Source organism: Nonomuraea guangzhouensis (assembly GCF_019396345.1).
In the GTDB taxonomy this organism is placed as follows: Bacteria; Actinomycetota; Actinomycetes; order Streptosporangiales; family Streptosporangiaceae; genus Nonomuraea; species Nonomuraea guangzhouensis.
Genome location: NZ_JAHKRM010000039.1, coordinates 1 through 24623, shown reverse-complemented (window position 1 = coordinate 24623; position 24623 = coordinate 1). Strand labels below are relative to the sequence as shown.

The window sequence follows — 24623 nt, the reverse complement described above, 5'->3', positions numbered from 1 at the left end:
TCCGGGCTCAGCAGTGGCTGCTCAGTGCCATGTACTCGATGGCCGGGAACAGGCGGGGGTCGAACTCCGCGTCGGGGTAGTCGATCGTCCACCGGTACGAGTCGTTGTGGCTGGGCATGTTCATCACGAACTTGGTCCTGTTCGTGGGGTTGGCGTGGGAGTTCTTCAGCCAGCCGAGCACGGCGCCGTCCCCGTCCTTGAGCTTGGCCCACATCAGCCAGGCGTCGTTGTCGTCACTGCTGGTGACCCTGCCGGCGAACTTGGCCTTGCCGTCGGCGCGCAAGATCCATTTGGCGCCCGAGAACATCGTGCAGTCGCCCGCCCGCCCCGTTGAGAAGGTGAAGGTCTTGGTGGGCAGGTCGGCGGCGCCCTGTGCGTGGGCGGTTCCGGTGGTGGCGAAGGTCAGCCCCGCGATCAGGGCCGCAGTGGTCGATATGGCGCCCAGCATCCTTCGGGTCCCGCGCATGGGATTGTCCTTTCCTGAAGGTGGTGACTCGTCGATCGGTCACCCTCAGGGTGGGCGGTACCGTGTCCCATCGTCATGGGTCGCGTGTCCCAGTCGATCCGGGAGGTTGGCCCGGGCGCGCTAGGAGGATTCGGGCGGACCGCCGAGCCCGGCCTCGCGGGCCCGTACGATCGCCGCAGGCCGGTCGGCCAGCTGCAGCTTGGTCAGTATGTTCGAGACGTGGTTGCGCACGGTCTTGCCGCTCACGTCGAGGCGCCGCGCGATCGCTGTGTTGTCCAGGCCCCGCGCGACCAGCCCGAGCACCTCATGTTCGCGCTCGGTGAGTTGCGGGAACGGGGAAGCCGCGACGGCCTTGGAGAAGTGCGCGAGCAGCCGCGTCGCCACGCCGGCGCCGAAGACCGCCTCGCCGCGGGCGACCGCGCGGACCGTGGCCGTGATCTCCTCGGGGCCGGCGCCTTTGAGCGCGTAGCCGTGGGCGCCGGCCCGCAGGGCGGCCAGGACGTTCTCGTCGTCGTCGTACATCGTCAGGATCAGCGCACGTGTGGGCAGACCGGCGGCTCGCATCCGGGAGGTGACCGTGAGCCCGTCGCCGCCGGGCATGTTGACGTCGAGTACCGCGACGTCGGGCCGGCGCTCGATCGCCGAGCGCAGCGCTTGCTCGCCGGTCACGGCGACGGCGAGCACCGTCATGTCCTCCTCGGCGTCGAGCAGGGCCCGCAGGCCCGACGCGAACACGGGGTGGTCGTCGGCAAGGATCAGCCGGATCATCGTGCCCTCCCAGACTCGCCCAGCTCCGCCGGCAGGAAGGCGCGCACACAGGTGCCGCCTTCGGGCATGGAGCATATCGACCATTGCCCGCCGACCTCGGCGGCCCGCTCCCGCATGGAACGCAGCCCCACCCCGGGCGCCCGCTCAGGATCGAGCCCGCGGCCGTCGTCGCGTACCGTCACCTCGACGCCGCCGGCCGCCAGCGCGATCTCGGCGGTGCAGCCGGTCGCGCCGCTGTGCCGGACCGCGTTGGTGATCGCCTCGACGGCGATCCGGTAGGCCGCCGTCTCGACCGCGGCGGGCAGCGGCGGCAAGTCTTCCTCGCCGATGACCTCGATCGGCATCGCTCCCGCCAGGGTCGCCGCTCGGGAGCGTACCGCCGCGACGATGCCCAGCTCGTCGAGCGCGGGTGGGCGCAGTGCCTCGACCAGGCGCCGGATGTCGGTCAGCGACGCGCTCGCCTCCGCGGAGATCTCGCCGAGCAGGGAACGCGCCGCCGAGTCACCCGGTACGGCGCGGGCCGCCAGCGCGGCCTTGAGCCCGATCGCGGCCAGCGTCGGTCCCAGCCCGTCGTGCAGGTCACGGCGGAGCCGGCGGCGTTCGTCCTCCCGCGAGGCCACCACTTCGGCGCGGGAGCGGGCCAGGTCGTCGTGCAGTCGTACCGCCTGCACCGCGCTTCCCACCTGCTGCGCCAGCGAGGCGATCAGGCTGAGGTCGATGGGATCGAGCGGGTCGTCCGAGTCGCGCGCCGAGACCAGCAGGAGCCCGACGAGCGACCCGTGGTAGCGCAGCGGCTCGGCGTGCACCTCGCCCGCCGCGATGCCGTGCCGGGCCGCCGAGTGGCGCTCGCCCGCGCCGTCCACCAGGTCGATCGCCACGTACGGCACGCGTAACGACCGGGCCACGGTCTCCACGATCGCCGGTAGCATCTCGGCGGGCAGCAGCACCGCCTGCAGCCGTGCCCCGAGGCGCATCAGCGCTCCCTCCGGGTCGTGGCGGTCGCCGTACATCACGCGGTTGACGGTGCTCTGCGCCGCGTTGCGCAGCGGCGCCAGCGCGAGCGCCGCACTGGCCGCGGCGAGCGCGGCGGCCACGGTGCCCGACAGCCGCAGCACGCTGACCAGGAGCGCGACCACGGCCGCGTACCCGGCGACCAGGAGCGCGACCACAGTGGCGTACACCAGCGAGCGGTTGGCCAGTCTCTCGACGTTGAACAGGCGGTGGCGGCGCAGCGCGACCCCGATCCCGGCCACGAACGGCAGTCCCGTCAGGCCGAGCGCGCCCCACGGCAGCGGCTGCGTTCCGGTGATCAGTTCCGGGAGGTGCCAACCCGCGATGCCGAGGACGGCCGCGGCCGCGCCGCCGCCCAGCAGCCAGCGCGTCCGCCCGCGCATCAGCGGATCCGGGTTGGCGCGATAGCTGATCGCGCCCCAGACCGTCCCGGCCACCAGTACCAGCGCCACCACCGCCGTCTGACCGCTGTGCAGCAGGCCGAGCCACCGCAGCGCGTCAGGCGCCATCAGCGCCGCGACCCCGCTCCACGCCGCCATCGCGGCCAGGGGCGCGGCGTAGGCGATGGCGATCGTCTTGCGGGTACGGGGCGACAGAGGCTGGCGAGCCGTGAACGCGAGCACGAAGGCCAGGAACGCTCCCCAGCCGATGGAGTACGACACGATCGCGTTGATGTGGAACAGCCAGAGCTGAGGGCCGCCGGTGGCCAGCGCGAGTACGGGCAGCCCGACGGCGACGGTGAGCGTGCTGCCCAGCAGCCCGGCCGCGAGCACGAGCAGCGGGGCCGTCGCGGGCGCCTCGGGCCGCCGCAGGTACAGCGCGGCCGCCAGCCCCGCCAGCGCGAGGACGAACACGAGATTGCCCCAGCCCTGCACGAGCAGCGGGTACGGATCGGGCCGATCGACGCGCACCGCCACGACCGCGTCCTCGCCGGCCACGCCGTAGGAGACGCTCGCGCCCAGGCCGGGACGAGAGACGGCGCCGAGCCCGTCGGCCAGGCGCCTGCCCGCGACGGCGATCACCAGGTCCCCGCTCCGCAGCCCAGGCCCCGAGGGCGCGGCCGGCACGTCCACCACGACGCCCTCGAGACGCCACGTCGACCAGCCCAGCCGCACGATGCTGCCGTCGGACGGCGCGTCCAGCGAGACGGCGGTCGCGACGACGCCCAGCACCACCAGGACGATCGCGACCCCGGCCGGAACCCTGCGCGACCGTCGCACCGAAGCCAGCCAGGACAGCCGCGCGGACACACCCCCATCCTCACCGACAACCGGCCGCGAAACCAGCAGCGTTGACGTCGCCCAAGACCTGACCTTGCAGACGCAAATCCCGTGCACTGCGTGGGGCCGGTCTGACGAACACCTCGGCCTGGGACTGCCATCATGAGGAGCCGGAGCGGCCGACAGCTGCCCGCCGAGGTCCGTTGGGAAGGGCGACGCCATGTCCGACCAGTCCGTTCGGCTCAAAGGCGACCGTCTCAGCAGGACCGAGAGGATCATCGCCGGTACGGCAGGGGCCATCGTCACCGTCGACAACGACCTGGCCACATTCGCTGCCATCCTCGCGGCCATTGGGGCGGCCGCAGCCCTGATCGCGGTGCTCGGTATCCGGTTCAACACGGTCAAGGCGGCCGGTGCGGAGCTGGCCCGCACGGACACCGAGGGCTTGGCGCCTATGCCCCGCCGCCTGATGCGGGCGTGACCGATGACCGACCGCGTCAAATCTCGCCGAACCAGGAGCTGACGGATCAGCCGATTAGTGCGGAGGTGCGCCACGGCCTCGGCACCACGCTCGGCGTGGCCCCGGTTGCGGTCACTCACCTCACCGAACTGATGCCTTCGGTGGACCCGCTAATTCTGCGAGACTGCCGATCGGCGCGCAAGGTGAGCCAGCACGGGCACTTTCTACTCCGTCGCGATCCGGGTAACCCCTGACAAAAGCGCCACCGAGAAGGTGCGGTCCGCGTCGTTCTTCTTCGGCAAGCGCTGGGGAAACAAGGTCTTCGCAGGCCGGCGTGGAGCGGACGGGCGAGTCGGCATCGTCACCGAAGCCTACGGGGCGTTCCTCGTGCTGTGCGAGGTCGAGTTCGAGAGCGGCCGCCGCATCCTGCTGGACCATTACTGCGATTTCGACATGGGTGCGCTGCTCCAGGCATGATCTACGAGGACGTCCAGGGTGAAGCCCTGGGTGACGGCTGCTGGATCGGCATCTCGTCCCCCGGCTGCTCGCACGCCCGATACTCGCTCGACCAGCATCACGTTCCACAGAGTCGCCTTGAGACTGACGCGTTCTGCAGGGATGTGCATGAGCTTCGGCTGATCAACTGCTGAATGCCGAAGTACCTGCTGATCAAGCGGGGCACCGATGACTCGAACGCGGCCCTGACGGCCGGGTTCGAGGAGTTGGCGGCCACGATGTACTGCTACATCGAGGAGCTGGTCAAGGTCGGCGCGTTCGTCGCGGCCGAGGTCTGCCCGGTAGCCGCCGTGCGCACCTGAGGGCACCACGATGGCCATGACGGCGTCCCCGATCGCGAACGGGCGGTCGATGGCGGGGCCGATTTCGGTGATCACGCCGGCGACACTGCGCGCCCGGACCCCGTGATGCAGGATGAGCGGGAATGTGACCGGAGCCCATCCTGCGTCGGCGTAGCCGTCAGGCCGCCGGTCCGGCGTCCAGCCTGGTACCGCGCTGTACAGCGTCCGGGGACAGCTCCAGCCGCCGACGCAGGCAGCGCATCGGGTGCCGCCACCGGCCGCGCTCGCGAGCGACGCCGACCAGCACCTCGACCACCAGCTCCGGCACGACCCGCCTGTAGGTCACGGGGTTGCCTTTGCCATGCGGGCCGCTCGCCCACCCGGCGGGCAGCTGCTCGGGCCACGGATGCTCAGCCGCGGCGGCCGGGCGAAGATACGCGGCCGCCTCGGCGGCCAGGTCGTGGCCCAGCCGGGTAGTCCGGCCGGCGACCCGCAGCTGTCCTCCGTTGGGGGGATAGCGGCCCAGCACAAGCCCTGAGGGCCGGGTCAGACTGCCGATCACCCCTGCGATGATCGCGTGGCGGCCGCCACTGGGTTGCGATCCCGAGCTGGTCCAGTTGTGGGAGGCGCAGCGGCGCCGTCGAAGGCACCGTGAACATACAAGTTACGTGGAATCAGACCGTTGGGGTGATCATGTCCTCTTCGGTTCTCGTCACGTACTTGAGGGGCAGTGTTGGGCACGTTGGTGTTGGAGGAGAAGTGGCCCGTCCTGGGGAGGTACGACAAGGCGGCCGAGTGGCTGGGCATCTGGGTTGATCTGGGTCGGGCGCCGCGGACGATCGATGCCTACGCGCGTGGGATCACGGAGTACCTGGAGGTGTGCGAGCGGGACGGCGTCGACCCGGTCACCGCGAACAAGGCAAACGTCGCGGTGTTCGTGCGGGAGCTGGCGACCCGGCCGAACCGGCACGGCGCGAACGTGGTGTCCCTGGACTCGGGGACCGGGTTGTCGAACGCGACGATCCAGCAGCGGCTGGTGCCGGTCAGGCTGTTCTACGACTTCCTGATCGAGGAAGGCCTGCGGGAGAGCAACCCGGTCGGGCGCGGGAAGTACACACCCGGCCGACGCTTCGGCGGTCAGCAGCGCGGGTTGGTACCGCGATTGTCGAAGTTGCCGTGGATCCCGGACGAGCAGCAGTGGATGCGGGTTCTGCAGGCGGCTCGTGGCGAGGGCATCCGGAACCGGCTGATGCTGGCGCTGGCCTATGACGCGGCACTGCGTCGGGAGGAGCTGTGCTCGCTGCGGACCGATGATCTGGATCCGGCGCATCGGACGTTGCGGGTCCGGGCAGAGACGACGAAGAACCAGCTGGAACGGGTGGTGCCGTACTCGACGGCGACCGGGGCGCTCATGATGTCCTACCTGGCGCACCGGGCCACGATCAGCCGGGCACGCGGTCCGTTGTTCTTGTCGGAGTCGCGTCGCAACCACGCCCAGCCGCTGAGCTTGTGGACCTGGTCGAAGGTCGTTCGCGGGCTCGCTCTGGAGGCCGGAGTGCCGCAGTTCTCCACGCATACAACACGGCACCTGTGCTTGACGGACCTGGCGCGCATGGGCTGGGAGCTGCACGCGATCGCGACGTTCGCCGGCCACAGGTCGACCGAGTCGACCTTGGCTTTCATCCATCTGTCGGGTCGTGACCTGGCGCAGAAGCTGGCCAGCGGGATGGACCACATCCACGCCTGGAGGGTCCAGATGCTCACCGGCACCACCGCGCAGGCGGCGCGGTGACGGCGGCACTGACCACGGCCGCCAGCGAACTCGCTGAAGGACGCTGGTCCTGGCCGATCTCCGCGGATCTCCACGACGCCGACGTTGTCCTCCGCGAGGCCGAGATCACCGCGATCAGCGAACTCGGCCTGGAGAACCTGCGGCGGTTGAAGCGACACGATCCTCAGGCCCCGGGCTGGGCGGCGATCAGACCGCTGCTGCGCCCCTTGGAGCTGGCTGACGGGAGCCTGGACTCTCCGCCGACCAGCCACCGCCGCCGAGCCATGGCCGATGCGACAGCGCTACTCCTGTTGCGCTGCGCGCAGACCAGACGGGCGTTTTGGGGCTGGACGGCCGCCGAATGGGTGGACGTACTCGGCGCCGACCAGACCGGATTCCGGCAATCGGCACCCGCCTGGGCAGACGATGCGGTCCGCTCCTACGTGGCCAACCACGCCTACCTGCTCGGCGGGTTCAACGAGTTCCATCGACTGGGCAGCTTCCAACGTCTCCCGCTGGCCTGGCGGATCTTCGGACGGACCCGCGTGGACGAAGAGATCAAGAAGGTCAGGGCTGTGCTGGCCGGATGGGGCTACCGGCTCGGCCAGGACGACGACAAGCTCCTACCGATGGTGATCTGCCAGCTGTTCCTGCTCAACCGCAGCCCGCACCTCGAAGATCTGGCCACCGATCTGTTCGACCGCGTCCGGACCGAACGGCTCTTCGGCAACGGAGCACGTCTCAACACCCTGCACGCCGTTCAACGCGCGGTCGCCGACCTCGGATTCTGCCGGTCGCCCGTCCTGACCACCGGCGGCGCCACCGCGAAGGCCGGCGGAGCACCGCAGGTCTGGACGCGGTGGGTCGAACGCTGGCACGCCACCTCGACGTTGACCCCCAACACCAGGAACGGAACCCGCTCGATCCTGCTCAAGATCGGCAGGTGGGCTGCTGCGGAGCAGCCCCAGGCCACCGATCCGGCCGCGTGGACCCGGCAGACCTGCGCGGCACTGGCCGCCGCCCTGGATCGGATGAACGTCGGGGACTTCGCCGAACGCACCGTCGGCCTCAAGGAACGGATGGGCAAACCGCTGGAGGCCTCGAGCAAGGCCAGCCAACTCGCTGCGGTCAGGACGTTCTTCCGGGACTGCCAGGAGTGGGAATGGCTGCCCCGCCGGTTCGACCCGCAACGAGCCCTGGCCACCCCACGCAGTATCGCCGCGCTGCTCGGCCCCAACCCGCGCGTGATCGCCGACGACATCTGGGCCAAGCTCCTTTGGGCCGGCCTCAACCTCACCGCCGACGACCTGCCCGTCACCCAGGCCGGCCTCTTCTACCCTCTCGAGCTGGTCCGCGCGGTGACACTGACCTGGCTGTTCAGCGGCCAGCGCAGCGATGAGATCGCCCGCCTGCGGGTAGGCTGCATCCGCTGGCAGCACGACGGGCAGACCATTCGTGGTGACGCCACCGACGTGCTCGCCCAAGACGCGGTCTGTCTGCTCGACGTGCCCACCCATAAGACCGGGACCGCGTTCACCAAACCGATCGACCCGCTCATGGGCGAGGCCATCGAGGCCTGGCAGGCTATCCGACCGGCCCAGCCCACGATGGTCGACCGCCGCACCGGCGAGCACGCGGACTTCCTGTTCGCCTTCCGCGCCCGCCGCGTCCCATCGACCTACATCAACAGCACCATCATCCCGCTGCTCTGCCGCAAAGCAGGCGTCCCGACAGCAGACGTCCGTGGCAACATCACCAGCCACCGGGCCCGCTCCACCATCGCCTCACAGCTCTACAACGCCAAAGAACCCATGACCCTATTCGAGCTGCAGGCCTGGCTTGGCCACCGCTCCCCGCAGTCCACCCAGTTCTACGCCAAGATCACCCCGACCACGCTGACGAAGGCCTACGACGACGCGGGCTACTTCCAACGCAACGTCCGCACCATCGAGGTCCTTATCGACCGGGCCGCGGTCGAGAGCGGAGCCGCGGCCGCCGGCGAGCCGTGGCAGTACTACGACCTGGGGCACGGATTCTGCAACTACAGCTTCTTTGAACAGTGCCCGCACCGGATGGCCTGCGCCAAGTGCGACTTCTACACCCCCAAGGACTCCTCCAAAGCGCTGCTGCTGGAAGCCAAGGACAACCTGCAGCGCATGCTTGCCGACGTCCCGCTCACCGACGACGAGCGCGCCGCGGTCGACGACGGCCAGGCTGCCTTGGATCGGCTGCTCGGCCAGCTCGCCGACGTCCCCACTCCCGCCGGACTTACCCCCCGGCAGATCAGCACGCCAGCCGCGGCGACCCTGCTGCCGGTCATCGAGATCAACCGGAGGCCCACCTAGTACTACAGCCTGATTTCGTGATGTTTGAGCCAACGCCTCCAGTAGTGGCTGGCTCGTGCGCGCGTCTGGTGGTGTCGTCGACGTTGGGACCAGTCGAGGGCGTGACTGAGCGGGCGGGTGATCGTGGCGGTCAGACGTGCCAGGAGATGGCGGATTTCTGCTGGTGTGAGGCGGACCAGGCCGCTTGGGCTTTTGGGGCATGGGCGGCGGTGACGGCAAGGTAGGCGTGGGCGAGCATCGCGAGGGTGATGTGCCGGTGCCAGGCGTCATAGCGTCGGACCTGGTACTGGTCCAGGCCGGTCTCGTTCTTGGCGCTCTGGAAGCATTCCTCGATGGCCCAGCGGGCGCCGGCGACGGCGATGAGGTCCTCCAAGCTGGTGTCGACCGGGGCATGGCACAGGTAGTAGGCCAGTTCGAGTTCGCCCTTGGTGTTGGGGGTCAGGCTGCGGCGGACCAGCAGCCAGCGCTGGTAGCCGGGTTCGGTCTCGAAGTGCACGGTGGCCAGGGCCCAGTCGTACAGGCGCGGTCCTTTGGCGCCGTTGCCGCAGGAGCGGCGTTTCCATGCCTCGGGCGGGGCCTGGGCGGTCGCGGTGTCGGCGTTGATCTGCCCGCCCCACGCCTTGCCGATCCATTGGTTCTTGGGCACCGCGACCACGTAGCTGAGGTGGTGTTCTTCCAGGAAGCGCCGGAACTTGAAGTCCATGCCGTATGCCTCATCGGCCGTGACCCACGAGGCCGGTACGCCCGCCTCCAGAGCACGGGTGAGCAACGTCCGGGCCAGTACGGGCTTGGTGGCGAACTGCACATCTTCGCCGATGCCTGCCTGGGCGCATCGAGCTCGATCATCGGTCCAGGACTTCGGCAGATACAGTTCGGCGTCGATCAGCGCCCGGCCTGACGGGGAGGCGTAGGCGAGGAAGACGCCCAGCTGGCAGTTCTCCACCCGGCCCGCGGTGCCGGAGTACTGACGCTGCACCCCGGCCGACTTGTCGCCCTTCTTCAGGAATCCGGTCTCATCCACGATCAGCACGCCGTCGCGGTGACCGAGGTTGTCCATCACGTAATCGCGCAGGTCAACTCGCACCTCGCGAGGGTTCCAGCGGGCGCTGTTCAACAAGCGCTGCATGCGATCAGGAGCCGCGTCCCCGGCCGCCTCGGCCAACTGCCAGCCGTTCTTCCGCTCGATCGGAGCCAGCAACCCCAGTAGGTATGCCCGCGCCTGACGGCGCGGCTCCACCCGCCCGAACCGGCCGGCCACCCGCCCGAACAGCACATCCAGCCCCGAGACCCACTCCTGGAGATCATCGGACGTTAACTCACCAACCATGCGTTCAGCCTACAGGTCACAAAGCCTGGCTGTAGTACTAGTCAGGCCGCGTGCCACAGCTCAGTGGGTGCCGCACGAAGTCTGGATGAGCGTCGCCGAGATCAATGCTGTTCTCATCAAGACCGTTGGCGATGTGGAAACGGCCTGCGTCGAAGACGAATTCCACTGCGATGGTGCCGTCCGCCAGGTCATAACTCGAAGGACGCCACTCGAGGAGAGCAACTTCGCGCAGTTCCTGGCCGACGAACGGTTCAAGCCGTTCGTCGGCGCTGGACCAGGCCGGAGTTAGCTCGAACCACTCCCAGTCACTGATCTCAGTCGCCGTGTCGATGCTGTTCCAGCCGATCGACAGCTCATCGAGCTTCCAGTGGCAGACCTCTACCCGGACCCCGTCGAAGTCCAAGACGATGGGGCAGTCAGCAAACCAGTCCCCGTCCTCGACGAAACGCACGATCGCGAACCCCGTCAGACGCCGGCCACCAAGCGCGGCCAGGCCCGGTCCGTGTTCCTCGCGGACGGCTTCAAGCCCGACGAGAAAGGTCGGCTCGAACCCGGAAATCCCCATCACGCTAGGCGATTCTCCAGGTTCTTCGCGGAACCGGCCAGCTGATATCCACCAGCAAGCCGATGGCCCCGCTTGACAGATCAGATTCCACATAATGATCTTGTTCACGGTGCCCTCGACAGCTCCGCTGCTGTGCTCCAGAGTCAGCCCGGCTTGCACGGCGTCGTGGTCACGGCGCAGACCGGTGGCGAAGGCAGCCAGATGAGTCGGCTCTCCTGCTTCGGCAGCGGTGATCCAGTCGTCGAGCAGGTGGCCATTCCGGGCGGTCATCATCGCGGCGAAGCCGCGGACGTGGCCGGCGGCGTCGGCGAGTTCGGGACAGCGAGCCAGGACCTGCTCCAGGCGGGGCTTGTTGCCTGGGTCCAGCCGGTGACGCGGCGGGGTTTGGGCGGCGGGCAGGGCTCTTGCCGCACTTTCTGGTGCCCGCGTAGCGGCTGGAGCCAGCCCTGGACGGCGCGTCGGCTGCCGGTGAAACCGTCGGCCTTGATCTCGGTGTGGAGCTGGGCGGCGTTGGTGCAGCCCTGGTTCCACCGGCGGGTGAGGTAGGGCTTGAACCCGTCCAGCTTGCTGGAGCGGCCAGGATCGGGGCCAGAAGTTCGTCCACGCTGGTGGCGGTGGCGTACTTGCGGGCGGTGCGGGAGGCCAGGCCGAGCTCGCGGCTGATGGCATTCAGGGACGCCCCGTTGTTCTTCAGCGCCTGTACCTGGGCGTAGCGTTCCTGGGTCCGCGCCACCATGGGCCGTTCGTTTCGGTAGGAGTCCACGGTCCTGGGACGCTCGGCGGGTTCGGCCTCACCGCCGGTCTCTTCCTGCATCGCAGTGTTCGGGTCGGGCGCTTCCTGCAGGCAGGAGCGGTGAGCGCGGACCGTCTTCTCCAACGCCTGGGCAAGGTTCTGCCACAGGTGGAATCGATCAGCGAAAATCTTCCGCCCGCAGGCGGCCTCACCGCAGCGGAATCGGCGTACGTCCAGCTCGATCACCAGCGGCCGTCCGCACGCCGCCAGGTCCCGCAAGGTCCGCCGGTACCGGCTGTGCATCCGGGCTGATGAGACCCCGCACTCCGGGCACGAGGCCTCGACCGTCGAGGCGCACGCCGCGATCCGTACGACATCGCCCTGGTCCTCGACATCCTGGACGTGCACATCCTTGAGGGTGGGGCACAGCAGATGAAGGCAGCAGGCGTCGTCGCCCGCCGGGGAGTGCAGCACAATTGACCCCACGGCCGCTCGTTGGTGATCAGGTTCTCGACAAACCAGATCGTTGACGAGCGGCCGCTTCGGTGCGCAGCCCGTTACGCAATCGCGATCAGCCGCACCATACCGGCCCAGGCTTCCCAGAGCTCACCCTGAGTCACCGTTCATCGAGAGTGGGCCAGAGCCACATTTCCTGCGCGTCACACTGACACCACCACCAAGCGCTCCAGCAGGGCCTCCGTTCCCGTCCCGGGCGCGGGGGTGTGCAGCGACAGGCGGTGGCCGGGCAGTTCGGGCAGCGGCAGGGTGGTGGTCTCGAAGGTCAGCGTCCCCAGGCCGGGAATCTCCAGGGCCTTGGTGCCGTGAGTGGGGCCGCCCACGGGGAGTTCCGCCCAGATCTCGGCGAAGGCGGGGCTCGCGGCGCACATGTCCGCGGACAGGCGGCCGAATTCGGGATCGTCCGGGTAGCGGGCGGCGTCCGCCCGGAACAGGCCGATCATCGCTCGCGCCGCGTCGTGCCAGTCCACGACTGCCGCACGGTAGCGGGCGTTGGTGAAGAAGCTGACCAGGCAGTTGTGGTCGTACTCGGCCCTCCGCTCCCGAACGTGTCCCCCAGCCGCCAGGTAGCTGAGTGAAAGATCACGGTTGCGGTTCGTGATCATCGCGAGTCGGCTGTACCGGTCGTAGTGCCGGCTCGACTGGTTTCAGGAGTGAAAAGCGGCTGTCGAAGCAGCAGTTGCCGTATCGCTGTCGTGGAGGCTTTCCGGCCCGGCGGTGGGTGGGCACGGCCATGATGAGGTTGTGCGTGTGCCGGGTCTGGAGGTAATCGGCCTCGGCACGGGCCCCGTAGGGGTAGAAGCGATTCTCTGGTGAGTAGGGGCCTGAAGTGCGGTCTGCGGTCCCGGCGGCCTCGCCGGGACCGCAGACCGAGGTGGGTCAGGGGGCGATAGTCAGTGGTTCGCCAGGGTTGATGACTTTGACCGGGACGTCGGGGACGAGGCGACGGACCGCGTCGACGAAGAGGGCGGGGTTCTTGTCGCTCTTGAGGAAAAGCGCGTCCCCTATCGTGCCGCCGGTGAAGGCGTAGTGCTGCGGGATCGCGAGCTTGGGTCGAAGGGTGGCGGTGAGCTCGGCGGCCTCTTCGGCGTTCATGACGACCTGTTTGGTTCGCGGTATCCGGATGTGCAGGCCGTTGACGGGGAGCAGTGCCACATCGAGCGGGCCGTAGCGGTCTGTGAGGGTGTGCAACTCCGGGATGAGCAGCGTGTCCCCGGCGAAGTAGACGCTGCGCCCACCGCCGCTGATCACGTAGGTGACCTCGTATACGCCGTGCTTGCCCGGCGCTGCGGAGATGGTCAGATCGCCGACCCGCGCGGACTGCCAGGGCTCGAGCGCGCGGACGTCGCTGAATCCTGCCTTGCGGGCTTTCTCGACGACCGGGCCGGCGACCAGCAGGGGCACGTCCTTGCTGGGATAGCGGCTGAAGGCGTCAAGGTCGCAGTGGTCGTAGTGCTCGTGGCTGATCACGACCGCGTCGAGATGCGGCAGCGTCTCCGGCTGCAGGGCGATCGGTTCGCCCGGGTGGTAGAAGGTGCGTTGAGAGAACCAGGGATCGGTCAGCACGGTCAGGCCGCCGATCTGGACCAGGTGGCAGCTGTGGGTGATCCGGGTGACGACGAGCGGCTCGGTCATGGCGTTTCTCCCATCGGGCGGGTGGTGGACATCGAGGAATCACGTTGGTCGCGGCGACGTGCGAGGGTGCGCTCCACGGCTAGCGCTCGCCCGTGTGCGTCAGGTGGAGGCCGCCGAGCGGCGTGCGCTGCGCCAGGATGACTCGCCGGCTGATCCGCCAGGTGCTGTCCTCGCTTCGCAGGGTGTCGAGGTGCGTCACGCTTGCGACGGACCCGTCGGCCATGATGATGAGACCCTTGGACTGCGCGGTGACCAGGTCGTCCTCCTGGCCGGTGATCACGATGTTCGTGACGTGATGCGCGATGGGGTTGCCCGCGCCGAGCTTCAGGGCGCCGTTCCTGATCGCCTCGACGCCCTCGAACGTCCCCGCTCCCACGTCGCTGAGGTCGTAGACGACCTTGGGCGTGAAGATCTCCTCGAGCCGGTTTAGCTCGCCTCGGTCGAAGATGTGTCCGGTCAGGGCCAGGGTCCGGCCGATCGCCTGGCGGTCTTCCATGGACAGTTCGCGTGCCATTCGGATCTCCGTTCGTTTTGGTACGGCGTACCAGAACGTACTCGATTCCTTGTGGGACGGCAACCGGCCACGGTATGCTTGCGGGCATGACCTCCTCCCGGCCCCTCGTCGAACGCAAGCAGCGCCAGGCGCGCCAGCGCATCATCGAGGCTGCTCAGGAGCTGTTCCAAGAGCACGGCTTCGACCGCGTTTCGGTCGGCGACATTGCCGAACGCGCCGAAGTCGGACGCACCACGTTCTTCCGCCACTTCCGCGACAAACAGGAGGTCGTGTTCGCCAGGGAGCAGGAGCTGCTCGACATGGTCGCCGCGGCTGGCCAAGCAGACGACGCCCTTCCCCCGCGCAGCGTGACCGAGGGCGTCGCACAGCTCAGCCCGGTTCTGCTCGCCCTGTGCGCCCAGGCGACCGCCGACCCCGCGGGCTATACGCGCCATTTCGCGTTGATCGAGCAGCACCCGGAACTGCGCGACCGCGACGCCGTGAAGATGCAGCAGTTCGGGGACAAGCTGAGCGAACTGCTCATCCGACGCGGATCCGACGAAGCCACCGCCGTCCTCGCCGGCCAGATCGCCCTGGCCTGCTTCCAGACCGCCAAGCGCCTCGGCAACAACCCGCTCACCCTGGTGGACGACACCCGCGCCGCAGTCAACCGAGCCCTAACGCTCGGGGTCGGCGCCACCGATACAGCGACCCTTTGAACCCGGCTTGACTCTCGGGTGGTGCGCTAGCCTCCGTCTTTGATCAGGCGTGTGAGTTCGCAGTCTGAGTCTGCTGGTCGGTGGCCGGTTGGTGTGCCCGGTTCGAGGTCGTGCCGGAGTGCCGAACAGATCCGCCGGCAGGCCGAGCGCCTTGGCCCGCCGCAGCTTGACGATCTCCTCCAGCAGCGTCTCCAACCCCAGCTGGCCCGGATCGGACTTCAGCTCCTGCAAGAACCCGTCCTCACCCGTGGCCAGCTCCCACAACGCCCGCGCCGAGTCCGCCGACAACCGGTCCAACACCTGCAGGCAGAACTCCCGCTCGAACCGGGCTCGGCACGCGCCCATGATTCGCTCAACCCTGCCCGGCGGCTCAATCCTCAACTTCCGGCACCGCGACAGCAACGCAGCCCGCAGTCCCTCGTGGTCAGCACCATCGGACAGGTCTCCGTGGCCAGCCACTCGATCAGCGCGTCCTCATCCGCCCGAGTCGACTCGCGAAACCCCAGAGCCTCCCGGATCTGCGCCCGGTGCCATTCGATCGACCGGCCCGACCAGTTGTAGTCGACCAGTAGCGCCGGATCGACCTTCACCTGACCGGCCACGTAGTCCACCGCAGCCTTGGGCAACTCGCCCATATGCCGAGGGAACCGGGCCCCTGCTCGAAGAACTTCAAGATCAGACTGAAGCCCAGCCGCGTCGCGCCGGTCTTGTTACCCACCAACTCCCACTCGCCGTCCAGCAACGTCCATGCGGCGATCAGTTCTTCCGGCTGGATCAGGCCGCGCTGGAGCAAGTGGGTGAGCGTCGGAGCCCGGCGACTGCACAGCCACGGCACGGCCTACCCTCACGTCGTCCTGTGTGGAAGGGTGCGTTCTAGATCACCAGTGGGTGTGGGAGGGCGTGCGGGTGTCCAGCGAGAAACTGAAGCCGCTTGAGGCGGGCGACCCGAAGGAGGTCGGTGGGTACCGGCTGCTGGCGCGGCTGGGGGCGGGCGGGATGGGTCGCGTCTACCTGGGCCGCTCGAAGGGCGGCCGGCCGGTCGCGGTCAAGGTGATCCACCCATACCTGGCGGAGGACGCGCAGTTCCGGCGGCGGTTCGAGGCGAAGGTCGCCGCGGTGCGGCGGGTCGGGGGCATCCACACCGTGCAGGTGGTGGACGCCCGCGCCGACGCCGATCCGCCCTGGCTCGTGGCCGAGTACATCGCGGGGCCGTCGCTGCACGAGGCCGTCGGCGAGCACGGCGCGTTCTCCGCGGCGGCGGTCGCGGGGCTCGGCGCGGGCCTGGCCGAAGGGCTGATGGCGATCCACGAGCGGGGCGTCGTCCACCGGGACCTCAAGCCCGGCAACGTGCTGCTCGCCCAGGACGGGCCCCGCATCATCGACTTCGGCATCGCCCGCGCGCTCGACGCCACCTCGCAGACCACCCGCACCAGCGTGGTCGGCACGCCCGGGTTCATGTCGCCCGAGCAGCTTCGGGGCCGCGAGGTCGGGCCGGCCAGTGACGTGTTCTGCCTGGCTGCCGTGCTGGCCTTCGCCGCCACCGGCCGGCGGCCCTTCGGCGAGGGCCCGATCGAGGCCCTCGGCTACCGCGTCATCAACGAGGAACCCGACCTGACCGGCGTGCCGGAGCCGCTGCTCCCGCTGATCGCGTCCGGCCTGGAGAAGGATCCGGAAGACCGGCCCGGCCTCGACGCGTTCCTCGAACGTTGCTCCGCACTCGCCGAGGGCGGGGACGCTCCGCTGCCGGAGCCCGTCAGCACCATGATCGCCACGCTGGTGGCGGAGACCGAGGTGCTGGCGCCCCCGCCGCAGGACGCGCCGGGGAACGGCCGGCGGTTTCCGCCGCTCGGACGAATGAAGCTCCCGGTGGCCGCGATCATGGGCGTCCTGCTGGTCGCCTTCGCCGCCTGGGCCATCGGGGACGACGGAAACGCACCGGCCACCTTCAAGGCCACCTCCAAGGCCATCGCCACTCCCCAGCAGACCCCGACTCCCCCGACACCCGCGCCTCAGCCGTCCGAGACCGCGAGCGCCACCGACAGTGCCACCCCCACCCCCACATCCGATCCCACCCGCAAGGCGTTCGAGAAGATCTCGGCGGGCGACTGCCTGGACGCCTACGAGCGTCCGTCCGGCGAGTGGAGCAGGAGCAAGCCGCGCGCGGTCGGCTGCGGCCGCTCCGACGCCTACCTGAAGGTGCGCAAGGTGGTCGGCGGCTCCTCCGAGTGCATCAGGCACGGCGCCGATCTGGACGGGGAACTGTGGTGGAGCTACGGCGAGGACGCGAACGAGATCGCCCTCTGCGTGCAGCGGCAGTTCCGCACGGGTGACTGTTTCCTGGCCACAAAGGGGGAGAACGAGAACTCGGTCACCATCAACAACTCGGATCTGATGACGTCGTGGCCGTGCGGGGCCGGCTCCGCTCCAGGGGAGTACGACTTCGTCCTCCGTATCACCGCGTTCACCAGCGGTGCCTGCCCGCCGGGCGGCAGAAGGGTCCACTGGGAGATCCGAGGCCGCACCCTCTGCACCCGCATAGTCTGACCACATCCGCCACCCCGGCACCGGCACCAAAACCTGGAACGGATCCTGCTGGCCGCGCGGGACCTGGTCATCGAGCGCGGCCCCGCCGTGCCGCTGGACGGCATTGCGCGCCCGGCGGGCGTCGGCAGCGGTACCCCTCACGGTGCGCCTCTGGTGATGCCCTCGGCATAGGCGCCGGCTCGATCGCGGCAGACGATTTCGACTCCAGGATGGGCTCGCAGCCAGGCCGCAAGGGTGTCGGCCGTCCGGCCGGCCAGCACATCGACCACGGTGCTGGTGGAGATGTCGATCAGGATCGTTCCGTAGGAGTGGCCGCGTCGTAGGGCGAAGTCGTCCACGCCGAGCACCCGTGGGCCCGCCGCGAGGCCCAGGTCGGGCAGGGCACGAATCAGCCTGATCAGCGTCATCCGGCTCACCGAGGCCGCCAGCCGATCGGCGAGCCGGGCACCGGCACGACCGCCCAACGCCAGCGCGACGGCCTGCAACGCTGGTGCCGCTCGGGTGCTGCGGCGGCCGTATCGGACGGTCAGCCCCGGGATCTGCTCAGCAAACGTCGTCTTCGCGCAGGTGTCAGCGCGGCAGAAGAATCGGTGCACCCGCAGGTGAATGAGCAGTTCTTGGCCCCCGACCGCGGTATCGGACAACCGCCGTTCATAGTGGCTGTGCACCCGATGCGACGGCGTTCCACAGTCCGGGCAGAGTCGCCAGTGCCCGAACAGGCGGGGAGATCGCCGAGCGATCTCGGCCAGCCAGGCCATCGCGCGCCGTTCCCAGCGGTTGAGCCGGCTTGTATGTCCGGCACGCCGAGCCCACCAGGAGCGTGTTGAGGTGCCGGCGTTGCGCGCCACATGCGCGATGACGTGGGCGCGCATCCAGCCAGGCAGGAGGCTGGTCGTGGAAATCGTCGTCGGTCAGCTTCTCGACCAGGGTGAGGAGGCGGTCGCTGCCCTGGCGCATCCAGGGGAGCGCGGTGCTCAGGTCGTTCATGCGTCCGTCCGGGCCGCCAGGCGGGCGGCGATGTCCGCGCGCAGGGCCTTTTTGTCGATCTTCCCGACCTTGGTGGAGATCAACTCGTCCACGACCACCAGGTGTTCGGGGATCTTGAAACGGGCGACGCCGCTGCGCTCCATGGTCGCGCGGATCTCGTCCAGGGTGACGGTGCCGCCGGGGCGGGGCACGACGTACACGCACACGCGTTCGCCGAGGACGCTGTCGGGCATGGCCACAGCGGCGACCTGGCTGACCGTGGGGAGCTGGTAGACGAGGTTCTCGACCTCCTCGGCGGAGATCTTCTCGCCGCCGCGGTTGATCATGTCCTTGTCGCGTCCCTCGACGATCAGGTTGCCATCGGGGGTGCGACGGCAGATGTCGCCGGAGCGGTACCAGCCGTCGGCGGTGAAGGCGCGCGCGTTCTGTTCTGCGGCCTTGTAGTAGCCGCGCGGGGTGTAGGGGCCGCGGGTGAGCAGCGAGCCGGGTTCGCCTTCGGGGACGTCGTTGTCGTACTCGTCGACCAGGCGCACCTCATCGGCCGGGGACAGGGAGCGGCCCTGGGTGGTGCAGATGACGTCGTCGGGGTCGTCGAGGCGGGTGTAGTTGAGCAGTCCTTCGGCCATGCCGAACACCTGCTGCAGCGTGGCGCCGAGTATGGGCCTGACCTTGCGGGCCAGTTCGTCGGCGATGCGGGCGCCGCCGACCTGCAGGACGCGCAGGCTGCGGACGTCGCCGGCGCCGTGCTTGGCGGCGTGTTCCAGCCATCGGACGGCGATGGCGGGGACCGCGGCGGTGTGGGTGACACCTTCGGCGGCGATGGTGGCGAAGGCGCGGGTGGGCTCGGGGGAAGGCAGGGTGACGACCCGGCCGCCTTTGAGTAGCGTGCCGAGCAGGCCAGGGCAGGCGAGCGGGAAGTTGTGGCCGGCGGGCAGGGTCACCAGGTAGACGGTATCTGTTCCCATCGCGGCGATGTCGGCGCTGGCGCGGGCGTTGTAGGCGTAGTCGTCGTGGGTGCGGGCGATGAGTTTCGGCAGGCCGGTCGTGCCGCCGGACAGCAGGAAGACGGCCACGTCGCGGCTGGTGGGCGCACTTTCGTCCATGCGGGCGCGGTCGGTCTTGGGGCCGGCGGACGGTGCGCACAGCGCGCGCAGGTCGGCGCTGCCGGGGGCGAGGTCGTCGCCGGTGACGAGGACGTGCCACCCGGCGCCGGTGACCGCCGTGACGTCGGCGGCCAGCTCGTGTCCCAGCGCCTGGTGGTCGAAGTCGCGCATGCGGTCCGGGACGGCGATCGCGACCGCCTCGGCGTGGGTGGCGAGGTAGGTCAGTTCGCTGCGCCGGTGCCCGGGCAGAGCCATCACCGGGACGATGCCCGCGCGCAGGCAGGCGAGGGTGAGGACGACGAACTCCCATCCGTTGCCGAGCTGCACCACGATGCGGTCGCCGCGGCCGATGCCCAGATCCAGCAGGCGCACGGCTGCCGCGTCGGCGCGTTCGGCCAGCTCGGCGTGCGTGAGCCGGAGCCCGGCGACGGGATCGGCGAGTGCGGGCGCGTCGGGGGTGCGGTCGGCGACCTCCCGCAGCAGTTGCCCGAGCGGTACTCCGGCCCAGTAATCTTCCGCGGCGAAGCGTTGGGCTTCGGCGTCCGGCCAGGGCACGACGTGGTCAGAGATGGGGCTGGGCATCGTCGGCCTCCCTGGGGATGATCACGGCGTCGAGGGCGACGAGACCGTCGGCGGTGAGCCTCAGCGGGTTGATCTCAATCTCGTCGATCAGCGGGTTGGCGGAGAGCAGGTCGCCGAGCGCGGAGACGATCCTGCTCAGCTCGCCGGGGTCGAGGACGGGCCCGGACCGCCATCCGGTGAGCAGGGCGTGTCCAGTCAGCTCCGAGGGCATGGAGACTGCTTCGGCGGGGCTGAGCGGGGCGAGCCGGACGGTCACGTCCGCCAATGCCTCCGCCACCGTCCCGCCCAGGCCGACGAGGACGACGGGGCCGAAGACCTGGTCGCGGCGGGCGCCAACGATGAGGTCGACCCCGGCGGGGGCCATCTTCTCCACCAGGTAGCGGCGGGCGCCGGCGGCGTCGAGCCGGACCAGCGCCGCCTCCAGGTCGTCGCTGGTGGCGATGTTCAGGTACACGCCGCCGAGTTCTGTCTTGTGCAGTACGTCGGCGTCGAGCAGTTTGACCGCAACGGGGCCGCTGAACTCGGCCAGGGCAGCACGGGCGCCGGCGCGGTCGTCGCAGGCGCGGCGCGGCATGGTGCGCACCCCCATCCGGGCCAGGAGATTCTTGGCCTGGTGCTCGTCGTGGCGGCCACGGACATCCGCCGGCACCCGGCCGCCAGGAGAAGGGGCAGCGGTGTGCGCGCGAGCGCGGGCGTCGGTGAGAAGGGCGGCGGTCGCGGCGGCGACACCGCGCGGGTCCGTCGTGACGGCTACCCCGGCCTCCAGCAGCTCACGCCGTTTCCGGGCGACCTCCTCGCCGGTCCCGCCGAGCCCCAGCACCATCGGAGTGCCGTGGGAGCGGCCCTCCTCGACGGCGGCGGCGATGTCGACGGCGTCGGGCTCGTGCAGCGTGTACGCGGCGATCACGTCCACGCCCGGATCCGCGCCGACCGCGGCGAGGACGCGTCCGAGCTCCGGACCGGGACGCCCGGTGTCGACCGGGTTGGCCTGGTAGGTCAGCGGCGGCAGCAGCTCGGCCAGAGCGTCCCGCGTGGCCGTGGTGAGCTCGGGGACGTTCGCCCGGCGGCCGCGCAGGTCGTCCAGGAGCAGCAGGCCAGGGCCGGCTTGCGCGGTCACCACGCCGACCCCCGCGGTCCTGCGGGGCCGCAGGCGGGTGACGGCGAGGGCGCCGACGGCGTCGACCAGCTCGCGCTCGTCATCCACCAGTACGGCGCCCGCCTGGGCGAGGGCGGCCCTGGTGATGCGCCACGACGTCGCCAGCGCGCCGGTGTGGGAGGCGGCGAAGGCGCCGATGTCGTTGCGGCCGACGACGAGAGCGACGACGGGGCGGCGTTCGGCGAGCCGGCGCACGCTGTCGACCAGGCGGGGGCCGTCGGCCACCGATTCGAGGTGCAGCGCGACGGCGGCGGTGGCGGGGTCGTCGGCGAGATGGCCGAGGACGTCGGGGGCGCCGAGGTCGACAGCGTTGCCCAGCCCCACGGCGAGGCTGACGCCGTGCCCGGCCTCGGTCAGCAGGAACGCCAGGGCGTGGTTGACGCCGCCGCTGGCGGCGACGACGGCCACCTTGCCCGGCCGCACCTGGGCGGCGCCGGGCACGAAGGTGGCGGTGAGACCGCAGTGCGGGGCCAGGAAGCCGCTCGTGTTGGGGCCCAGCAGCCGGATGCCGGTCCGGGAGACGATGTCGGCGAGAGCCCGCTGGTGGGCCGCACCGGCCTCTCCGGTCTCGGCGAATCCGCCCGAGTAGATCACGGCGGCGCGGGCTCCCGCGGCGGCGGCCTCGGCCAGGGCACCGGGGCATGCGGGGGCGGGCACACAGATCATCGCCACGTCGATCGGGCCGTCGGCGGCGGCTTGGGCGATCGAGCCGTACATGCCGTCATCGCGGCCGTTCACCAGTGCCAGGTGTCCCCCGACGGCGGCGAAGCCGGACAGCGAGCGCGCCAGCGTCGCTCCGAGCTTGTGTGGATGGCGGGATGCTCCGATGACGGCGATGCCGCGGGGCGCGAACAGTGCTGACAGATCCCCCGAGATCGCTGTGGTGGCGGTGTCGCTCACGCAGCCACCCCCACCAGGTCGGAGCGGCCGGACAGCACGATCGTGTGGGCGCGGTCGTGGTCGAGTGCCGGTTCGATCAACAGCGTGGGAAGTCGGTGCCGCAGGCGGGCCTGCTCGCACACCAGGGTGCGGGTCAGCGGCGTGCCGCCGGCCACGGCGACCAGTACCGGCCGTTCGCCGGTTGCCACGAGCTCGGCGAGGCGCGCGTAAACCTCCGGTAGCTCTGCCTCGGAGTCCGGCGCGTCCAGGAGTAGACCCCACTCCCCCTGCGCCGGAGTGGCCGACAGCGGCAGGTCGTCTACTGCTGCTGGCGTGCCGTCAGCATCGGTGACGACATCGACGAGCCGACTCGCGGCCTGCCAGCCGCCGCTCTCAAAAGGCGTGCGCAGCGGCTCGGTGCCGTGGATCTCAACCCACCTGTGCAGGCTGGCCTGGGTGAACTCGGGGGCGCGGCGGGCCAGCCGCGCGTCGGTGATGCTGCGTGACAGGAAGTGGTAGGCGAACTGCCAGGGCTCGAAGGCGTCGTAGTAGTGGCCGAAGTGCTCCCACCATGACAAGCTCGGCCGCGCGGCGTCCTGGACCTGCCGGACGGACGGCTGGGCCGCCGACTCGTAGGCCGCGAGCGCGGCGGGCAGATCGCCGCCGTGCTCAGACAGCGCACGTGCCAGCGCCACCGCGTCCTCCATGGCCATCTTCGTCCCCGAACCGACCGAGAAGTGCGCGGTGTGCGCGGCGTCGCCGAGCAGCACGACCGGTCGTGGCGTCAGGGTATGCCAGCGTTTGGTGCGACGAGTGCGGAAGTTCCCCCAGCGCGAGTTGTTGGTGAGCAGCCGCTTCCCGGCGATCTGGCCGGCGAACAGCTCCTCCAGGTACGCCTTGGAGAGCAGGTCACTGGGGCCGGGCGGCTGCGTGACGTCGAACGCGTCGAGCCCTGCCCGCCGCCACGAAGCCTCGTCGGTCTCCACAATGAACGTGGACAGGTCCGCCGAGATCGGGTAGCCGTGTACGGCGAAGACGCCGTGCGGGCCGCGCTCGTGCAGGAAGGTGAGCCCGTCGAAGAGGTAGTCCGTGCCGAACCAGATGAACTTCGCGCCGGCGGTCTCGACCCCGCTGCCGAAGCCGAGCCGGTCCCGAATCTGCGAGCCGGTGCCGTCGGCGGCCACGACCAGGTCGTAACCGGTCAGATCGTCGAGCGTCACCTCGGTGGAGAAGCGCAGGTCGGCGCCGAGCCCGCGGGCGCGGTCCTGCAACAGCGCGAGCAGCGTGCGCCGGACGATGGCGGCCATGCCGTTCCCGCCGCAGCGGACACGCTCTCCCTTGAGCCGGACCTCGATGTCGTCCCAGTGCCGGCCGTGCTCGTCGAGCGCCTCCCGCAGCACCGGGTCGGCCTCGTGGATCCCGGCCAGCGTACGGTCGGAGAAGACGACGCCGAAGCCGAAGGTGTCGTCTGCGCGGTTGCGCTCGAACACGGTGACCTCGGCCGCCGGGTCGAGCCGCCTGATCATGGTGGCGAAGAACAGCCCTCCCGGGCCGCCCCCCGCGACAGCGATGCGCATCAGCTCCCCCTGACGATCGTGTTGCACAGCTCGCCGACGCCCTCGACGTCGGTCCACACGCCCTCGCCGTCGACCACGAACCGGAACGCGGTCTGGGTGTGGCGGTGCGCGGGCGCCTCCTCGCGCGGGCCGAGGTACTGGATCGCCGCCGTGGCATACGGGGTGCCGGGCAGGCCGGGGTTGGCCAGCGCGATTGCGCGGCGCGCGCCGCCCCGCCCCACGGGGACGAGCTCACTGGCCCGCTCGGCCAAGGGCAGCTGGGTTTGCTCCTCCGCCGTGATCTCAGGGAGGTGAGTGTTCATGCGATGGTCCTCCCGATCGTCCGGCACCCGCGGTCCGGCTCTGCCCGCGGCGGTGGTGTGAGCAATGATCCGCCACACTACATATCGCCACACTACAACAAATTGCGAACGACCGTCTATGAAATGAAATATATAAATGGGGAATGCCATCCGATGACGGCTCACACTGTCTCTGGCCGATCGACGCCGGCCGCTTTCCTGGCGGCGCGCACCCGCGGCACGGCCGCGATGAAGATCGCGCCCAGCAACGCCGGCAGCACGAACGCGTAGAAGTTCCATTCCGTGCCGAGACCAGACCCCAGGATCCAGCCACCGAGCAGCGGGCCGAGGATCGCCCCCAGTCTTCCGACGCCGAGCGACCAGCCGAGGGCCGTCGCGCGTGCGGACGACGGGTAGTGCGTGGCGACGTAGCCGTTGACGAGGATCTGCGTGCCGACGCTGCCCAGCCCGGCCACCGCGACGCACACCATGAGGACGGCCGTGTCCAGGTGGAGGCTCAGCAGATACAGGCACAAGGTCGCGGCGAGGAAAGCGCAGGCAGTGACGATCTTCGAGCCGAAACGGTCGGCGAGGAAGGACACCATGATGGTGCCGACGATCGCGCCCAGGTTGAGCACGAGGAGGAACTGCAGTGAGGAGCCGAGCGGGTAGCCGGCCTGGCGCATGA

The 24623-nt window shown here is 69.8% G+C and carries 24 protein-coding genes and 1 pseudogene; 7 read left to right on the top strand and 18 right to left on the bottom strand.

Annotated features, from left to right (window positions below; genetic code table 11):
• Positions 1-7: 7 nt before the first annotated feature.
• From KME78_RS52710 to KME78_RS67660, 3 genes are all read right to left on the bottom strand, one after another.
• Positions 8-466, bottom strand: coding sequence for a DUF6294 family protein (locus KME78_RS52710; protein WP_219537596.1), 459 nt, complete (start codon positions 464-466; stop codon positions 8-10).
• Positions 467-586: 120 nt separating this feature from the next.
• Complete coding sequence (locus KME78_RS52705; RefSeq protein ID WP_219537595.1) at positions 587-1234, bottom strand: response regulator; 648 nt, start codon at positions 1232-1234, stop codon at positions 587-589.
• Positions 1231-3495, bottom strand: coding sequence for a sensor histidine kinase (locus tag KME78_RS67660; protein ID WP_219537594.1), 2265 nt, complete (start codon positions 3493-3495; stop codon positions 1231-1233). Before KME78_RS67660 ends, KME78_RS52705 begins: the two co-directional genes overlap by 4 nt.
• 190 nt (positions 3496-3685) lie before the next feature.
• Here KME78_RS67660 and KME78_RS52695 point away from each other — a divergent pair, with 190 nt between their 5' ends.
• From KME78_RS52695 to KME78_RS52685, 3 genes are all read left to right on the top strand, one after another.
• Entirely contained in the window at positions 3686-3946 is a 261-nt protein-coding gene (locus KME78_RS52695; protein ID WP_219537593.1) for a hypothetical protein, read from the top strand.
• A gap of 216 nt (positions 3947-4162) precedes the next feature.
• A complete protein-coding gene (locus KME78_RS52690) occupies positions 4163-4402 on the top strand; it encodes a pYEATS domain-containing protein (RefSeq protein ID WP_308127466.1) in 240 nt (79 codons plus the stop codon).
• Positions 4403-4575: 173 nt separating this feature from the next.
• Positions 4576-4743, top strand: a complete 168-nt coding sequence (locus tag KME78_RS52685; protein WP_219537591.1) for a YciI family protein — start codon at positions 4576-4578, stop codon at positions 4741-4743.
• Between the two features lie 157 nt (positions 4744-4900).
• On the opposite strand, the gene KME78_RS52680 is transcribed toward KME78_RS52685, so the two are convergent.
• The gene (locus KME78_RS52680; RefSeq protein WP_219537590.1) at positions 4901-5284 is read right to left on the bottom strand and encodes a hypothetical protein; all 384 of its coding nucleotides are present in this window, start codon (positions 5282-5284) and stop codon (positions 4901-4903) included.
• Between the two features lie 171 nt (positions 5285-5455).
• On the opposite strand from KME78_RS52680, the gene KME78_RS52675 reads away from it, so the two are divergent.
• Entirely contained in the window at positions 5456-6514 is a 1059-nt protein-coding gene (locus tag KME78_RS52675; RefSeq protein ID WP_219537589.1) for a tyrosine-type recombinase/integrase, read from the top strand.
• Entirely contained in the window at positions 6511-8838 is a 2328-nt protein-coding gene (locus KME78_RS67655; protein WP_219537588.1) for a tyrosine-type recombinase/integrase, read from the top strand. Before KME78_RS52675 ends, KME78_RS67655 begins: the two co-directional genes overlap by 4 nt.
• A 130-nt stretch (positions 8839-8968) precedes the next feature.
• On the opposite strand, the gene KME78_RS52665 is transcribed toward KME78_RS67655, so the two are convergent.
• The 6 genes from KME78_RS52665 to KME78_RS52640 all read right to left on the bottom strand — a co-directional run bounded on the left by KME78_RS52665 (position 8969) and on the right by KME78_RS52640 (position 14128).
• Positions 8969-10165: an IS701 family transposase gene (locus tag KME78_RS52665; RefSeq protein WP_219537587.1), complete on the bottom strand. Its 1197-nt coding sequence runs from the start codon at positions 10163-10165 to the stop codon at positions 8969-8971.
• A 37-nt stretch (positions 10166-10202) separates the two neighbouring features.
• On the bottom strand, positions 10203-11003 hold the full coding sequence (locus KME78_RS52660) for a hypothetical protein (RefSeq protein ID WP_219537586.1): 801 nt from the start codon (positions 11001-11003) through the stop codon (positions 10203-10205).
• Positions 10900-11871, bottom strand: coding sequence for a transposase family protein (locus KME78_RS68285; protein WP_372455119.1), 972 nt, complete (start codon positions 11869-11871; stop codon positions 10900-10902). The genes KME78_RS52660 and KME78_RS68285 overlap by 104 nt, the downstream gene beginning before the upstream one ends.
• A gap of 251 nt (positions 11872-12122) precedes the next feature.
• Complete coding sequence (locus KME78_RS52650) at positions 12123-12584, bottom strand: MmyB family transcriptional regulator (RefSeq protein ID WP_219537584.1); 462 nt, start codon at positions 12582-12584, stop codon at positions 12123-12125.
• Between the two features lie 274 nt (positions 12585-12858).
• Positions 12859-13614, bottom strand: a complete 756-nt coding sequence (locus KME78_RS52645; RefSeq protein WP_219537583.1) for an MBL fold metallo-hydrolase — start codon at positions 13612-13614, stop codon at positions 12859-12861.
• Between the two features lie 79 nt (positions 13615-13693).
• Complete coding sequence (locus tag KME78_RS52640) at positions 13694-14128, bottom strand: nuclear transport factor 2 family protein (RefSeq protein WP_219537582.1); 435 nt, start codon at positions 14126-14128, stop codon at positions 13694-13696.
• An 86-nt stretch (positions 14129-14214) separates the two neighbouring features.
• Here KME78_RS52640 and KME78_RS52635 point away from each other — a divergent pair, with 86 nt between their 5' ends.
• Positions 14215-14826 (top strand): TetR/AcrR family transcriptional regulator, encoded by a 612-nt coding sequence (locus tag KME78_RS52635; protein WP_219537581.1) that lies wholly within the window; start codon positions 14215-14217, stop codon positions 14824-14826.
• 377 nt (positions 14827-15203) lie between these two features.
• On the opposite strand, the pseudogene KME78_RS52630 reads toward KME78_RS52635, so the two are convergent.
• A pseudogene (locus KME78_RS52630) lies at positions 15204-15488 on the bottom strand (DUF4158 domain-containing protein); the annotation flags it as partial.
• A gap of 244 nt (positions 15489-15732) precedes the next feature.
• Here KME78_RS52630 and KME78_RS52625 point away from each other — a divergent pair.
• Complete coding sequence (locus KME78_RS52625; protein WP_219537579.1) at positions 15733-17370, top strand: serine/threonine-protein kinase; 1638 nt, start codon at positions 15733-15735, stop codon at positions 17368-17370.
• Between the two features lie 137 nt (positions 17371-17507).
• On the opposite strand, the gene KME78_RS52620 is transcribed toward KME78_RS52625, so the two are convergent.
• The 7 genes from KME78_RS52620 to KME78_RS52590 all read right to left on the bottom strand — a co-directional run.
• Positions 17508-18128, bottom strand: a complete 621-nt coding sequence (locus KME78_RS52620) for an ISL3 family transposase (RefSeq protein WP_246654408.1) — start codon at positions 18126-18128, stop codon at positions 17508-17510.
• Positions 18022-18357, bottom strand: coding sequence for a hypothetical protein (locus KME78_RS52615; protein ID WP_219537577.1), 336 nt, complete (start codon positions 18355-18357; stop codon positions 18022-18024). Before KME78_RS52615 ends, KME78_RS52620 begins: the two co-directional genes overlap by 107 nt.
• Complete coding sequence (locus KME78_RS52610; RefSeq protein WP_219537576.1) at positions 18354-20042, bottom strand: (2,3-dihydroxybenzoyl)adenylate synthase; 1689 nt, start codon at positions 20040-20042, stop codon at positions 18354-18356. The genes KME78_RS52615 and KME78_RS52610 overlap by 4 nt, the downstream gene beginning before the upstream one ends.
• Positions 20023-22098, bottom strand: a complete 2076-nt coding sequence (locus KME78_RS52605) for an acetate--CoA ligase family protein (protein ID WP_219537575.1) — start codon at positions 22096-22098, stop codon at positions 20023-20025. Before KME78_RS52605 ends, KME78_RS52610 begins: the two co-directional genes overlap by 20 nt.
• Positions 22095-23654, bottom strand: a complete 1560-nt coding sequence (locus KME78_RS52600) for an FAD-dependent monooxygenase (protein ID WP_219537574.1) — start codon at positions 23652-23654, stop codon at positions 22095-22097. The genes KME78_RS52605 and KME78_RS52600 overlap by 4 nt, the downstream gene beginning before the upstream one ends.
• Positions 23654-23956 carry a cupin domain-containing protein gene (locus KME78_RS52595; RefSeq protein ID WP_246654400.1) on the bottom strand — a complete coding sequence of 101 codons (303 nt, stop codon included), beginning with the start codon at positions 23954-23956 and terminating at the stop codon, positions 23654-23656. The genes KME78_RS52600 and KME78_RS52595 overlap by 1 nt, the downstream gene beginning before the upstream one ends.
• Positions 23957-24117: 161 nt before the next feature.
• The coding region (locus KME78_RS52590; protein ID WP_219537572.1) for an MFS transporter at positions 24118-24623 on the bottom strand (506 nt) is incomplete at its 5' end.

What these genes read in the sequence shown, in the direction of transcription:
- KME78_RS52710 (WP_219537596.1), bottom strand. Translation starts at nt 466, where the DNA reads ATGCGCGGGACCCGAAGGATGCTGGGCGCCATATCGACCACTGCGGCC.
- KME78_RS52705 (WP_219537595.1), bottom strand. Translation starts at nt 1,234, where the DNA reads ATGATCCGGCTGATCCTTGCCGACGACCACCCCGTGTTCGCGTCGGGC.
- KME78_RS52695 (WP_219537593.1), top strand. Translation starts at nt 3,686, where the DNA reads ATGTCCGACCAGTCCGTTCGGCTCAAAGGCGACCGTCTCAGCAGGACC.
- KME78_RS52685 (WP_219537591.1), top strand. Translation starts at nt 4,576, where the DNA reads ATGCCGAAGTACCTGCTGATCAAGCGGGGCACCGATGACTCGAACGCG.
- KME78_RS52665 (WP_219537587.1), bottom strand. Translation starts at nt 10,165, where the DNA reads ATGGTTGGTGAGTTAACGTCCGATGATCTCCAGGAGTGGGTCTCGGGG.
- KME78_RS52660 (WP_219537586.1), bottom strand. Translation starts at nt 11,003, where the DNA reads ATGATGACCGCCCGGAATGGCCACCTGCTCGACGACTGGATCACCGCT.
- KME78_RS52650 (WP_219537584.1), bottom strand. Translation starts at nt 12,584, where the DNA reads ATGATCACGAACCGCAACCGTGATCTTTCACTCAGCTACCTGGCGGCT.
- KME78_RS52645 (WP_219537583.1), bottom strand. Translation starts at nt 13,614, where the DNA reads ATGACCGAGCCGCTCGTCGTCACCCGGATCACCCACAGCTGCCACCTG.
- KME78_RS52640 (WP_219537582.1), bottom strand. Translation starts at nt 14,128, where the DNA reads ATGGCACGCGAACTGTCCATGGAAGACCGCCAGGCGATCGGCCGGACC.
- KME78_RS52635 (WP_219537581.1), top strand. Translation starts at nt 14,215, where the DNA reads ATGACCTCCTCCCGGCCCCTCGTCGAACGCAAGCAGCGCCAGGCGCGC.
- KME78_RS52620 (WP_246654408.1), bottom strand. Translation starts at nt 18,128, where the DNA reads ATGGCCTGGCTGGCCGAGATCGCTCGGCGATCTCCCCGCCTGTTCGGG.
- KME78_RS52615 (WP_219537577.1), bottom strand. Translation starts at nt 18,357, where the DNA reads ATGAACGACCTGAGCACCGCGCTCCCCTGGATGCGCCAGGGCAGCGAC.
- KME78_RS52610 (WP_219537576.1), bottom strand. Translation starts at nt 20,042, where the DNA reads ATGCCCAGCCCCATCTCTGACCACGTCGTGCCCTGGCCGGACGCCGAA.
- KME78_RS52600 (WP_219537574.1), bottom strand. Translation starts at nt 23,654, where the DNA reads ATGCGCATCGCTGTCGCGGGGGGCGGCCCGGGAGGGCTGTTCTTCGCC.
- KME78_RS52595 (WP_246654400.1), bottom strand. Translation starts at nt 23,956, where the DNA reads ATGAACACTCACCTCCCTGAGATCACGGCGGAGGAGCAAACCCAGCTG.